The organism is Thalassospiraceae bacterium LMO-SO8, assembly GCA_031655335.1.
Classification (GTDB): Bacteria; Pseudomonadota; Alphaproteobacteria; order Rhodospirillales; family Casp-alpha2; genus UBA1479.
Genome location: CP134226.1, coordinates 833971 through 847236, shown reverse-complemented (window position 1 = coordinate 847236; position 13266 = coordinate 833971). Strand labels below are relative to the sequence as shown.

Below are 13266 nucleotides of genomic sequence, written 5' to 3'. Positions count from 1 at the left end.
ACCGGATCAGGCGGCGCGCAGGTCGTGCAGCATCCCGTCGATGGCCTGTTTCAGGCTGCGGGCTTGGTCCGACAGATTGTCGGCGGCGACGGAGACCTCGCCGGCGGCGCTGCCGGTATTTTCGGAGGCGCTGCGCACGGTGCCGATGTTGACCTGAACCGTACCCGTGTGGCTGGCCGCGTCCTGGCTGGATCGTGCAATCTCGCGGGTCGCGGCGGACTGTTCATCGACCGCCGAGGCGATGGCCTCGCTGACGGCGTTGATTTCGTCGATGGTGTCTGAAATGCCTTGAATTTCGCGGGCGGCATCCTCGGACACGGCCTGCATGGTGGCGATTTCCTCGGCGATGTCCTGGGTCGCCTTGGCCGTCTGATTGGCCAGATTCTTGACCTCGCTGGCGACCACGGCGAAGCCCTTGCCGGCGTCGCCGGCGCGGGCCGCCTCGATGGTCGCGTTAAGCGCCAGCAGGTTGGTCTGTTCGGCGATGTCGGTGATCATTTCCATGACGTTGCCGATCTTGGCGGCGGCGTCCTTCAGGCGGACCATGGTCCGGTCCGTGTCGCGGGCTTTCTTCGATGCGTCCTGGGCGACGGTATGGGCGCGCCTGACCTGGGCGGAAACCTCGGCCATGCTGGCGGTCATCTGTTCCGTCGCGCTGGCGACGGTCTGTACGTTGCCGGTCGCCTGATCGATGGCCGTGGCCGTATCCGTGGAATGGGCGAGCGCCTGAGCCGCCAGATCGGACAGGTTCTTCGACACGTCCGACATGCTGCGCGCGTGGTCGTTGACGTTGACCATGATGGGGCCGACCTGATGTTCGAAACGGGTGGCCAGATCAAGCAGAAGCTTGCGCCGCTCCTCCTGGTTGGCGTGCTCCAGGCGTTCGCGTTCCTGGCTCAGCCGTTCGACCTCGGCCTTGGCGTCCTCGGCGGCGTCGACCGCTTCGGCGCTGTGGCGGAAGCCGGCGACCAGGCGGTAGGTCAGCCACATCAGGATGATTGTTTCGACCACGACGATGACGGCGTGCAGAACAACCCGAAAAAAGTCGGCGCCGTCCGGGAAGATGGCATAGGGCAGGGTGAAGTTGAGCACCAGATGGTGCACGGCGACCGTCGCGGCGGCGACCAGCACCGTCTGCCAACAGCAGAAGGCCGCGACCATCGCCAGCACGGCGAAGAAATACATGTGCACGTCGATCTGCCAGGCATGCCCGGCGAACATGTAGAGCAGCGCGCCGATGTTGATCATGGCGCCCGCGGCGATCAGAAAACGGCTTGCGGCGGCGGTCGGTCGGGTGCGCCAAGCGACCGTCGAGGCAACGGCGACAGCAGCGATGATGCCGGCCCCCGTGACGATGTCGCCCTGCGTCAGCCAGAACGCGAGACCGGCCAGGGGCAGATGCGCCCAGGCGAACAGGACGAAAAAGCGGGTTGAATTGATGCGGAGCTCGTTAAGGGCATCCATGGCCGGTTTCCTTTGAATAGCGGGTCAGTTGGTGGCAGGTCGGGTCAGACAACTGCCGAGGGCAATCGGATTGACGGTGAACAGCGCGCCGGCATCCCGAAGACGCGTCAAGGTTTCGGGCTGGTCGAGGGCGACGACGGCGATGAACGGCCAAGCGCCTTCGCGGACGATCCGGCCGCCGGCATCGGCGATGCGGGCAAGCACCTGGGCCCCGGATAACGTCGGGGGGAACACCACGCCGATCTGCGACTGGCCCGGTTGCGGGCGCAGGGTGGCGGCGGCCAGCCAAAAAAGGCAGAAACCGGCAAGCAGCGCCGCCGGCAGAAAATCGCGAAATCGCATGGGTCCCATGGGTTCCTGCGGAATCATTGCTGCATTATCCGTTCCGTCCGACCCCAAGAGCATGAGGAAGGAAAACATATTCGAATATGAATGTGTAGGTAGCCAGACGATTTATATACGTCGGTATGGGGTGTCGGATCACCCGGCGCCGTCGTTTCGGTGCAGCAGGCAGGCGTCGCCGTAGGAATAGAACCGATAGGCATTGGCGACGGCATGGGCATAGGCGCTTTGCATACGCTCCAGCCCGGCGAAGGCCGAGACAAGCATGAACAGGGTCGAGCGCGGCAGGTGGAAATTGGTCAGCATCAGATCGACCGCGCGGAATTCGTAGCCCGGCGTGATGAAGATGTCCGTGTCGCCCTTGAAGGGATGGATCTGGCCCTCGGCGTCCGCCGCCGTCTCCAACAGGCGCATGGCGGTCGAGCCGCAGGCCACCACGCGCCCCCCCGCGTTCCGCGCCTGATTGATGAAATCGGCGGCCTGGGTGCTGATTTCGCCCCATTCGGCGTGCATGACGTGGTGGCGGGTGTCGTCCTCGCGCACGGGCAGGAAGGTGCCGGCGCCGACATGCAGGGTCAGGCTGACCCGCTCGACCCCCCGCGCGTCGAGGGCGGCCAGCAGGTCCGGCGTGAAATGCAGGGATGCGGTGGGGGCGGCGACGGCGCCGTCGCGGGCGGCGAACAGGGTCTGATAATCGTCCCTGTCCGCGTCGTCGCCCGTGGCTTCGCGCTTGATGTAGGGGGGCAGGGGCATGACGCCGTACTGTTCCAGCGCGTCCTTCAAATCCGGCCCGGCCTTGTTGAAGCGCAGGATGACCTCGCCCATCTCCAGTTTCTGCACCACGTCGGCGGAAAACCCGGGCGCGAACACGATATGGTCGCGGGGGTTCAGCTTGCGCGCCGGCCGGGCGAAGGCCCGCCACAGGCCGTCGTCGTCCCATTTATGCAGGGTGACCTCGACCTTGGGCCCGCCCTCGGGCGGGCCGGGGCGCGACGCGTCGCCGCGCCGGCCGGTCAGTCGCGCCGGGATCACCCGCGTGTCGTTGACGACCAACACGTCGCCGGGGTTGAGCAGCGACGGCAGGTCGCGCACACCCCGGTCGTAAAGCGCCGTCGGCGTGACCTCCAGCAAGCGCGCGGAATCGCGCGGGGTCGCCGGTTTCTGGGCGATCCGTTCCGGCGGCAGGTCGAAGTCGAACAGGTCGGTTTTCATGGGCCGGGAAAGTAGGTCAACGCGCGGTGATTGTCAGGCGCCAATTGTCAGAAGATTCCTGGCGGGGTAACGTTTCATTCCAGGTGTCGGGGGATACGAAACAACAGGGGGTTTCCCATGATCAGACTGATTCTCGCGATTTTGATTCCGTGGTTCGTGTTCTTCACCATCGGCCGCCCGATCCAGGGCATCATCTGCCTGATCCTGCAATTGAGCCTGATCGGCTGGATTCCGGCGGCGATTTGGGCCGTCTGGGCGCTCAACAACTACAACACGGACAAGAAGATCGCCCGGGCCGGCATGGGCGGCATGCCGGGCGACGGCGACAGCTGATCCCCAGCCCCGCCTTAGCCTAGGGCCGGGGGCCGAAGATGTCGCCGCTGCGGATTCGCGCCATATGCGCGTTCGCGGCGCCGGCGAAGCGGTTCAGCATCATGCGCAACACCCGGCTGACGATCACGAAGGCGACCGGCGGCCAGACGTAGGGCTCCCACCATTCGATGACATGGGGCGCGCCGCCGAACAGGGCGATCTCGTCGCGCACGGACAGGATGCCGTAGAGGCCCGCGGCGGCGGCCGCCGCCACGGTCCACGCGACGTAGCGGCCGTAGCGCATGACTTGGCGCATCAGGAACCACATGGCCTTTCGCCCTCCTTGCCCTCAGGGGGCGGCTAGACGTCCTTCATCAGGACCGATTGGCCGCTCGCGGCGCCTCGGATGACGGCTTCCAGCACCGCCGTGCCATGCACGGCCTCGGCCGGGGTCAGGGGATAGGCGGCCTTGCCGGCGCAGGCGTCGGCGAAGGCTTCCAGTTCGGCGCGCTCCATGTCGAAGGCGCCGTATTCGGTGACCTCTTCGGGGCCGGGCACGGCGTCCGCCGAGACCTTACGCACGGTCAGGCGGTCGTAGTTGTGCATCTCGGCCCAGCCGCCGGTGCCGAACACCTGGATGCGCCACAACGGCGCCGTCGCCGTGAAGGTGCCGAGGTAGCCCATGGCGCCCGAGGCGAAACGGAACAGCGTGGCCGTGGTGTCGTCCACGTCGATCTTGAGGAAGTTGCGGTACGACCGGGCGGTGACTTCGTCGATGGGGCCGAGCAGATTTATCATGGCGTCGACCACATGGATGCCCATGCCGGTCATGCCGCCGGCCGGGCTCTCGTCGGCCTGCGCGCGCCAGCCGTCGGCGGCGAAGCGCATGGCGCTGGGGCTGCTCAGGTTGCCCTCGACATGCAGAATCTGGCCCAGTTCGCCGGATTGAACCATTTCCTTCATGCGCACCATGGCCGGATGGAAACGCCGGTTGTGGCCGAGCGCCAGCACGACGCCCGCGGCTTCGGCCGCGTCGGCGGCGGCCTGGGCGCTGGCGCGGTCCAGGGTGAAGGGCTTTTCAATGAAAATCTGTTTCCCCGCGGCGGCGGCGGCGATCACCTGATCCGCGTGCTGGCTGTGCGGGGTCGCCAGGATGACGGCGTCCAGGTCCGGGTCGTTCAGCAGGTCGGCCAGGCCGTCGCGCAGGTCGATGCCCTTCTCGGCGCAGAATGCCTCAGCCTTGGCCTTGCGCCCGGTGCAGCCGGCGGTGATGGCGATCTTGTCGCTTTTGCCGTGAACGGAATTGACGAGAACCTGGCCCCAACGGCCCAGTCCGGCGATGCCTGCTTTGATCATGGTGACGGCCCCTTACCCCAAGGATTGTATGCAATTGGCCCCAATTCGGGCCGCCGACCTTATTGCCAGAGGGTATCCGCCGTCTATAGTGAAGCCATGGCGACGACCCCGGACCTCAGCGATCAAGCGACACCGGCGGGTCCCCGGGAAGTCGACAATTTCCGGGGCATGCTGTTCATGATGGTGGGGGCGGGGCTGATTGCCTGCCTGCACGCGCTGGTTCGCGACGTCACGCAGGAACTGCATCCCTTCGAAGTCGCCTTCTTCCGCAACGTGGTCGTGCTGATCGCCCTGACGCCGCTGTTGCTGCGCCAGGACCGGCACGCGTGGAAAAGCAAGCGGCCGGATCTGCAACTGGTGCGCGGCGTGGTCGGCCTGGGCGCCATGCTGACCTGGTTCTATACCCTGTCCCTGGTGCCTGTCGGCGACGCGACGGCGCTCAGTTTCACGGTCGTGCTGTTCACGTCCCTGGGTGCCGTCATCATGCTGCGGGAAAAGATGGGCGTGCGCCGCTGGGGGGCGTTGGTCGTCGGCTTCGTCGGCATGGCGATCATTATTCGCCCCGGGTTTCAGGAAATCAGCGAGGGGTATTTGTGGGCGTTGGGGTCGACGGTCCTGTGGGCCTGGGCGCTGCTGCTGGTGAAGATTTTGTCGCGCTACGATTCTCCGGTCACCATCGTGTTCTATTCCTCGGTCTATTTCACGCCCTCGACGCTGATTTTGGCGCTGTTCGTCTGGGAATGGCCGACCTGGGCCCAGTTCGGGGAATTGATCGCGATCGGGCTCATCGCGGCGCTGGCGCATCTGGCCATGGCCAAGGCCATGCAGCTGGGCGAGGCCACCGCCGTCCTGCCCGCCGACTTCACGCGCCTGTTGTGGGCGGCGGCGCTTGGATACGTGATGTTCGGCGAATTCCCGGACCTGTGGACCTGGATCGGCGGCACCGTGGTGTTCTGTTCGACCCTCTACATCACCTATCGGGAATCCCGGGTGAAGGGGCCGGCCGAGGGCGTCACGCTGAAGACCACCGAAGGTTAAGTCGGCCACACCGGCGGGTGGGTCCCCAAAGGGGCCGCCGGCAGGTCCCAGCGCGGCGGCGTTTCCGACATGCCCACGGTTGGTTTCAGATGCTCCATGGGGCCCCAGGCCGTGTCGCGGGTTTCCATCAGATCCTTGATGTCGTCGTACCCCGGTTCCGCCAGTTCCTTGACGCCGTCACCGCCGACCCGGCCCAGGCCGTCGATCCAATGGCCGCTTTGCGCCAATGACAGGCGGACCAGCCAGCTGCCGCCGATGGTGGCGCGGCGGCGCAGGGCCTCCATGGCGCCGAAGGCGGCCAGGTATCCGGAGACATAATCAAGGGCCTGCGCCGGCAGGTGACGGGGGGTGTCGATGCCGCCGTGTTCGGCCGCGATGCCCATGGCGCATTGGGCCAGGGAATCGAAGCCCCGGCGATGGGCCCAGGGTCCGTCATGACCCCAGGCGGACAGGCTGACGAAGACGATCCCCGGGCGCAACTGGGCGAGCCGCTCCGGCGCCACGCCGCGCCCAGCCAGGGTGCCCGGCCGGTGGCCCTGGGTAACCACGTCGGCCTGTTTGATGAGCATGTCGAGGGTTTCCGCCGCACCCGTGTCGCGCAGATCCAGGTTGGCGGCCAGCTTGCCGTGGCCGGTGTCGCGCAGCAGGTTGTCGTCGTCCGGGCGGTCGGGCCGCCCGATGCGCATGACCTGGGCGCCGTGTTCCGCCAGGGTTCGCCCGCAGACCGGCCCGGCGATCACGCGCACCAGTTCCAGGGCACGGATGCCGGACAGCGGACGGTCACCTGCCGGCAAGGGCTCCACGGGCGCGTCGCCGATCTTTTCGATGCTTATCAGCGGCAGGCCGGCGACCGCCTTGCCCTGGGGGTGGGCGGCCCATTCGTCCTTGCCGCGGACCATGAAGGCGCAAAGGTTTCGCTCCGCCACGGCGGCCTCGAACGCGGCGGCGTCCCACGCGCCAAGCGCGGCAGTGACCGCCGCGCGGTCGGATTCGCAGCCGAGGATTTCAAGAACCCCTTGGGCCAGCCACGGGTAGTTGCAGTGAAGCTGCACCCAGCGCCCGTCGGCGCAGCGGTACAGGCCGGAGATATCCGCCCAAGCGGCCCCGAAACCGGCCGTTCCCACACGAACATGGCGGTTCGAGCGCATGGCCAGCGCCGCCGCGCGGAGATCCACGGAAATGTCCTGCGTCCGCCCCACTTTCAGGCGCCACAGGGCGTCGGCGGCCAACCCGACCGCGCCCAGCACCGCCGCGCCGGCGGTGCCGATGCGGAAATTCGCGGGCAATACAGGGTCGGCGCCGGTGAAGGAAACGCTGTCCGCGCCGCGCCCGATCCAGTTCACCGTCTCAAGAATCCCGGCGGCGGCCTGGGCAGCGGAGGGCGTATCTGTCGCGAATCTGTTCATATGTGCGGGAATCTTTCCGGTTTCGGGCGCGGTACTTTCCGCCCCACATAACGTCTTTAGGCCGGCGGCGCGTTCATGGCGAATCTACGTACCGGGAATATCTTTCGTTCATAAATGAAAAATGGAACAGAAAATGGAAATATGACGTTTGAATATCGGGCTGCCCGTCAAATTTTGTTCAAATTTGAGAGCACATTCCATTTCCGCTTGGCTATCCTGTCGTCTCCTTCGGGCGGTTTTCCGAAGGGGCTCCACGGGGTAAGGGGGCGGTGATTGTCCCGAAGGCGCAAGGCCGCGCCGAACGGCGCCGCAGGCAAGACGTATTGGGGGAGGCGGGTTCCAGAGCGCCGCCGCCAATCGGGTCCGATCAGTGGGCCAGTGCTGAGTACCTCCTTGCATTCGCGCAGCCTATGCATTGAAATGCAGTCGGCTTTTCCGTTGACAGGGACGGCCAGGATTGCCGGCCAGAAGTTACAAAGGCGTAAGCCACGGGCGGCAGGGAATTGAACCAAGGGAGGGCGAATATGATTCGTCAAATTATGAAGGGCCTGCCCATCGCGGCGGTTGCGCTGGGTATTTGCTCGGGTGCGGCGTTGGCGGGCAAGTCCGATGACACGCTGGTCTGGGCAACAGACCGCGAGTCGGCGGTGGCCGATCCGTACTACAACCGTACCCGCGAACTTGTCATCATCGGCAACACGGTGTGGGATAACCTTCTGCTCCGCAACACCAAGACCGGCAAGTACGAACCGAACCTGGCGAAATCCTTTAAATGGGTCGACAACGTGACCCTGGATTTTGAACTGCGCGATGACGTCAAATTCCATGACGGATCGCCCTTCGGGCCGGAAGACGTGATCTATACGGTGGACTTCACCACCAACAAGGAACACGGCGTCGTCACCCTGAAGAACGTCGACTGGATGAAGAAGGTCGAAAAGACCGGCCCGCACAGCATCCGCATTCATTTGGAGAAGCCGTTCCCGGCGGCGCTGGCCTATCTGGGGCAGGCGGTGCCGATCATCAAGCGCGGTCACTACGACAAGGCGCCGATGACCAAGGAAGGCAAGCCCGATTACGCGGCGGTGAAGCCCAACGGCACCGGTCCCTACATGATCACCGAGGTCGTGCCCGGCGAAAAGATCGTCATGAAGAAGTACGACGGCTATCACAAGAATGGCCCCAAGGGCACGCCGCAGATCGCCAATCTGGTTTACCGGACGATCAAGGAAGGCAACACCCGGATCGCCGAACTTTTGACCGGCGGCATCGACTGGATCTGGGACGTTCCCAAGGAACAGGCCGAAAAGCTGAAGGCCACCGGCCAGGTGACGGTCGAGAACGCCAAGACCCTGCGCATTTCCTACATCGCCTTTGACGTCGACGGCTCGTCCGGCAACAAGGCCTTCATGGACCAGCGCGTGCGTCAGGCCTTCGCCCATGCCATCAACCGCCAGTCCATCGTCACCAACCTTGTCGGCGCGGCGGCGCAGGTCATCAACACGCCCTGCCATCCCGATCAGACGGGCTGCGTGCAGGACGTGACGGGATACGACTATGACCCGGAAAAGGCCAAGGCGCTGCTGAAGGAAGCGGGCTACGACAAGGGGCTGGAATTCGACATCTACGCCTATCGTGAGCGCGAATTCACGGAAGCGGTGATCTCGGACCTGGCCAAGGTCGGCGTGAAGGCGAAGCTGAACTTCATGCAGTACAAGGCCTTGCGTGAAATCGCGCAGAAGGGCTCGACGGCGGTTCACCAGATGACCTGGGGGTCCTACTCGATCCCCGATGCGTCCGGTTGCGCCGGGGTGTTCTTCGTGGGCGGCAAGGACGATCCGGCCAACGACCCGAAGGTGAACGAACTGATCGTCAAGGCCGGCAACGTGACCGACCTTGCGGAACGCGAAAAGCTTTACAAGGAAGCGTTCCAGATCATTTCCACCAAGGTCTATTGGCTGCCCATGTTCACCTACGCCAAGAACTACGCCTTCAACCAGAACCTGGACATGACCATCACTTCCGACGAAATCCCGCGGTTCTACACCGCGAAATGGAAGTGACGACGTCCGGGTAACCGGCAATTCGGCCCGGCGGCCCTTAATCAGGGGCCGCCGGGTATCCGGGCCTAGGGGGGCCGTAGACATGAAGCGCCTGCCGGCGGGTTCGCCATGCTGAAATTTCTGTTGAGACGACTGGGTGTCGCCGTTCTGGTGGCGCTCACCGTGTCCATGATCACCTTCTCGCTGATCTACCTGTCGGGGGATCCGGCGATCGCGCTGGCCGGTGAATCGGCCAGTAATGAAGAGATCGAGAACATCCGCCAAATCTACGGCTATGACCGCCCGATCATCGTGCAATACGGCGACTGGCTGATGCGCGCCGTACAGGGGGACCTGGGCCGTTCGCACTATCTGAAGTCGGATATTTCCTCGGTCATCGTCACGCGCCTTCCCAACACCCTGATCCTGGCGCTCTGCGCCATTTCCTTCGCGCTGGTGCTGTCCATTCCGCTCGGCGTGGCGGCGGCGATCCGGCCCAATTCCCTGATTGACCGATTCGCCCTGGGGCTCGCCGTGGTCGGTCAGGCGTTGCCCAGCTTCTGGTTCGCGCTGATCCTGATCTTCTTCATGAGCATTCAGTGGCGCCTTTTGCCCATCACCGGCACGGGAAGTTGGAAGAACTTCATCATGCCGGCGGTCGCGCTGGGATATTACGTGACGCCGGGCGTCATGCGCCTGACCCGCGCCGGGATGCTTGAGGTGCTGCAGTCGGATTACATCCGCACGGCCAAGGCCAAGGGCCTGCGTCCCATGACGGTGCTGTTCAAACACGCGCTTCGGAACGCCATCATCCCGGTCGTGTCGCTGGCCGCCGTGCAGTTCGGCTTCATGCTCGGCGGCTCCATCGTCATCGAAACCATTTTCGCCATCAATGGCATGGGCTTCCTGGCATGGGAATCCATTCAGCGCGCCGACCTGCCCATGATGCAGGCCATCGTGCTGGTCCTCAGTTGTTTCTATATCGTCATCACCTTCCTGGCGGACCTGCTCAACGCCTTCCTCGATCCTCGGATAAGGGTGACCTGACATGGCATCGCAAGACGCGCAGACAGTCGCCCGCTCAGGCGCCATTCTTCCCAGCGACAAGGTTCTGGAACCATCACCCATGGCGCAGCTGCGCCGACGTGTGTTCGGTCATTACGGCATCATTATCGGCGGCGTCGTGCTGTTTGCCATCCTCCTGGTCGCGGCCTTCGCACCCTATCTGACGCCCTATCACCCGATCCTGGACCAGGACTTGTCCAACGCGCTGAAGGTTCCGTTCTGGCATTGCATCGTGGTGGAAAAATCCTTTTGGGCGGCGGTGTTCGACGGCCGGTCCCCGTTTTCCTGGGTCGAGCCGGCCAAGTTCACCTGGGACCACCCGCTGGGCACCGACCTACAGGGCCGCGATTACCTGACGCGGCTGATCCACGGTTCGCGGATTTCGCTCCTGATCGGGTTTTCCGCGATGCTGATCTCCGGTGTCATCGGCACGGCGCTGGGCGTCGCCGCCGGCTATTTCGGCGGGCGGGTCGACATGGTCGTGAACTTCATCATCACCACGCGGCTGTCCATGCCCGTGGTGCTGGTGGCGCTGGCCGTGGTGTCGCTGATCGGGTCCAGCCTGTGGATCGTGATCTGGGTGCTGGGGCTGCTGATCTGGGACCGCTTCGCCGTGGTCATGCGTTCGACCACCATGCAGGTGCGCAACCTGGATTACGTGGCGGCGGCGCAGGCCTGCGGATGTTCCACCCTGCGCATCATCATGGCGGAAATCCTGCCCAACGTGGTCAACCACCTGATCGTCGTGGCGACCCTGGAAATGGCGCACGCCATCCTGTTGGAGGCGGCGCTGTCGTTCCTCGGCCTCGGCGTGCAGCCGCCGGCCCCCAGTTGGGGCCTGATGATTTCCGAGGCCAAGGGCATGATGTTCTTCGACGCCTGGCTGATCGGTATTCCGGGGGCGGCGCTGTTCGCGCTGATCCTCGCCATCAATCTTCTGGGTGACGGCGTGCGTGACGTGACCGCACCCGAAAACCGCAACTAGGATAAGGGACCAACGACCGCATGAGCGATCTGATCCTCGAAGTCCGCGACCTGGTCGTCGACATTCCCGTCGCCACCGGGATGCTGCATCCGGTGCAGTCCATCAGCTTCGACGTGACGCGGGGCGAAACGCTGTGCATCGTCGGCGAGTCGGGCTGCGGCAAGTCGCTGACCTCCCTCGCCGTCATGGACCTGCTGCCCAGCACCGCGCGCTGCACGGCATCCGTGCTCAAGCTCGACGGCGAGGAACTGCAATCGGCCGGCGAAAAACGCATGACCGACATCCGCGGCAACAAGATGGCGATGATCTTTCAGGAACCCATGACGTCCCTGAACCCGGCCTATACCATCGGCAACCAGCTCGAAGAGGCCCTGCTGCGCCACAAGCAGGTCAGCGCCGCCGAGGCGCGCGCCCGCGCCATCTACCTTCTGGAAAAGGTCGGCATCACGGCGGCGGCCTCACGCCTGACGCAATATCCGCATCAGCTTTCCGGCGGCCTGCGCCAGCGCGTGATGATCGCCATGGCGCTGATGTGCGGGCCCGACCTGATCATCGCCGACGAGCCGACGACGGCGCTCGACGTGACCATCCAGGCGCAGATCCTCCACCTGTTGGCGGACCTGCAAAAGGAATTCAACATGGGCATGATCCTGATCACCCACGACCTGGGCGTGGTCGCCCGCGTCGCCGACCGGGTGGCGGTCATGTACGCGGGCCAGATCGTCGAGACGGGCACGGCCAAGCAGGTGTTCGAAAATCCGACCCATCCCTATACTCAGGGGCTGCTGGAATGCATCCCGATCCCGGGCAAGACGGAACGGGGTGCTCCGCTCGGCTCCATCCCCGGCATCGTGCCGTCCCTGGTGGGCGAGCTGCCGGGCTGCCATTTCGCCGACCGCTGCGTCCATGTGATGGACGCCTGCCGCACGGGACGGATCGATCTTCGTGACTCATTCGAAGACGGCCATGTGTTCCGCTGCCTGCTGACGCCGGACCAGAGTGCCGCCAACCTGAAGCGGGGAGCTGCCTGATGGCCGACCAGGAAGACATCGTTCTCGAAGCCCGCGACGTGACCCGCACGTTCATGATCTCGGCCGGGTTCATGAAGGGCAAGAAGCCGCTGCATGCCGTGAACGGCATCAACCTGAAGGTCCCGCGCGGCGAGGTTCTGGGTTTGGTCGGTGAATCCGGTTGCGGCAAATCGACCCTGGCCAAGATGTTGTTGGGCCTGCTGGCGCCGACCGGGGGCACGCTTTACGTCGGCGGCACGCCGACCAGCGAGATGGAACGCCTGGACATGGCGCGCAAGGTCCAGCCCGTGTTCCAGGATCCCTATTCGTCGCTCAACCCGCGCAAGACCATCGGCGACATCATCAGCCTGCCCGTGCGCGTGCAGGGCACGGCCGAGGCCGCCGGCGGCAAGGACCTACGCACGCGGGTCGAGGAAATCATGGAACTGGTCGGCCTGCCGCGCCGGCTGTACCGCAATTTCCCGAACCAGCTGTCGGGCGGCCAGCGCCAGCGCGTCGCCGTGGCCCGCGCGCTGATCAACCGGCCCGAAGTCGTGATCTGCGACGAACCGACCTCGGCCCTCGACGTCTCCGTGCAGTCGCAGATTTTGAACCTGTTGCAGGACCTGCGCTCGGAATTGAACCTGACCTACATCGTCATCAGCCACAACCTGGCCGTGGTCGAGCACATGGCGACCCGCGTCGCCGTCATGTACCTGGGCCGTCTGGTCGAGGTCGCGGACACGGACCAGTTGTTCGACAACCCGCAGCACCCCTACACCAAGGCGCTGCTGTCCTCCGTGCTGACGCCGGACCCCAACCTGGACGTGCCCGACGCGGGCCTGGGTATCGCCTATCCCAACCCGGTCGACCCGCCGTCGGGCTGCACCTTCCATCCGCGCTGCGTCGACTGCATGGATCATTGTTCGGTCGTGGCGCCGCGCACCATCCCGACCAAGACCGGTCTTGTCGAATGCCATCTCTATGACGAGAACCAGGGGAGGGGACGCCAAGCGTCGTAAGACCGCCCCGGG

General features: G+C 64.7%; 13 protein-coding genes. 7 read left to right on the top strand and 6 right to left on the bottom strand.

The window, feature by feature from the left end:
- Window positions 1-6 precede the first annotated feature (6 nt).
- The 3 genes from RJ527_04065 to queA all read right to left on the bottom strand — a co-directional run bounded on the left by RJ527_04065 (window position 7) and on the right by queA (window position 3018).
- Window positions 7-1464, bottom strand: coding sequence for a methyl-accepting chemotaxis protein (locus RJ527_04065; protein ID WND76927.1), 1458 nt, complete (start codon window positions 1462-1464; stop codon window positions 7-9).
- A gap of 24 nt (window positions 1465-1488) precedes the next feature.
- Complete coding sequence (locus RJ527_04060) at window positions 1489-1806, bottom strand: hypothetical protein (protein WND76926.1); 318 nt, start codon at window positions 1804-1806, stop codon at window positions 1489-1491.
- Between the two features lie 138 nt (window positions 1807-1944).
- Window positions 1945-3018 (bottom strand): tRNA preQ1(34) S-adenosylmethionine ribosyltransferase-isomerase QueA, encoded by a 1074-nt coding sequence (gene queA, locus RJ527_04055; protein ID WND76925.1) that lies wholly within the window; start codon window positions 3016-3018, stop codon window positions 1945-1947.
- A 120-nt stretch (window positions 3019-3138) separates the two neighbouring features.
- Here queA and RJ527_04050 point away from each other — a divergent pair, with 120 nt between their 5' ends.
- Window positions 3139-3351 (top strand): YqaE/Pmp3 family membrane protein, encoded by a 213-nt coding sequence (locus tag RJ527_04050; GenBank protein ID WND78009.1) that lies wholly within the window; start codon window positions 3139-3141, stop codon window positions 3349-3351.
- A 19-nt stretch (window positions 3352-3370) separates the two neighbouring features.
- On the opposite strand, the gene RJ527_04045 is transcribed toward RJ527_04050, so the two are convergent.
- Entirely contained in the window at window positions 3371-3658 is a 288-nt protein-coding gene (locus tag RJ527_04045; protein ID WND76924.1) for a hypothetical protein, read from the bottom strand.
- A 32-nt stretch (window positions 3659-3690) separates the two neighbouring features.
- Window positions 3691-4686 (bottom strand): Gfo/Idh/MocA family oxidoreductase, encoded by a 996-nt coding sequence (locus RJ527_04040; protein WND76923.1) that lies wholly within the window; start codon window positions 4684-4686, stop codon window positions 3691-3693.
- 96 nt (window positions 4687-4782) lie between these two features.
- Here RJ527_04040 and RJ527_04035 point away from each other — a divergent pair, with 96 nt between their 5' ends.
- Complete coding sequence (locus RJ527_04035) at window positions 4783-5724, top strand: DMT family transporter (GenBank protein ID WND76922.1); 942 nt, start codon at window positions 4783-4785, stop codon at window positions 5722-5724.
- On the opposite strand, the gene RJ527_04030 is transcribed toward RJ527_04035, so the two are convergent.
- Window positions 5721-7130, bottom strand: a complete 1410-nt coding sequence (locus RJ527_04030; GenBank protein WND76921.1) for a CoA transferase — start codon at window positions 7128-7130, stop codon at window positions 5721-5723. The genes RJ527_04035 and RJ527_04030 overlap by 4 nt on opposite strands.
- Window positions 7131-7654: 524 nt before the next feature.
- Between RJ527_04030 and RJ527_04025 the strand changes: the two genes are divergently transcribed.
- The 5 genes from RJ527_04025 to RJ527_04005 all read left to right on the top strand — a co-directional run bounded on the left by RJ527_04025 (window position 7655) and on the right by RJ527_04005 (window position 13254).
- Window positions 7655-9193: an ABC transporter substrate-binding protein gene (locus RJ527_04025; GenBank protein WND76920.1), complete on the top strand. Its 1539-nt coding sequence runs from the start codon at window positions 7655-7657 to the stop codon at window positions 9191-9193.
- 108 nt (window positions 9194-9301) lie between these two features.
- Window positions 9302-10219, top strand: coding sequence for an ABC transporter permease (locus RJ527_04020; GenBank protein WND76919.1), 918 nt, complete (start codon window positions 9302-9304; stop codon window positions 10217-10219).
- 1 nt (window position 10220) lies between these two features.
- The gene (locus RJ527_04015) at window positions 10221-11222 is read left to right on the top strand and encodes an ABC transporter permease (GenBank protein WND76918.1); all 1002 of its coding nucleotides are present in this window, start codon (window positions 10221-10223) and stop codon (window positions 11220-11222) included.
- 20 nt (window positions 11223-11242) lie between these two features.
- Window positions 11243-12253, top strand: a complete 1011-nt coding sequence (locus RJ527_04010; protein ID WND76917.1) for an ABC transporter ATP-binding protein — start codon at window positions 11243-11245, stop codon at window positions 12251-12253.
- Window positions 12253-13254 (top strand): ATP-binding cassette domain-containing protein, encoded by a 1002-nt coding sequence (locus RJ527_04005; GenBank protein ID WND76916.1) that lies wholly within the window; start codon window positions 12253-12255, stop codon window positions 13252-13254. The genes RJ527_04010 and RJ527_04005 overlap by 1 nt, the downstream gene beginning before the upstream one ends.
- Window positions 13255-13266 lie beyond the last annotated feature (12 nt).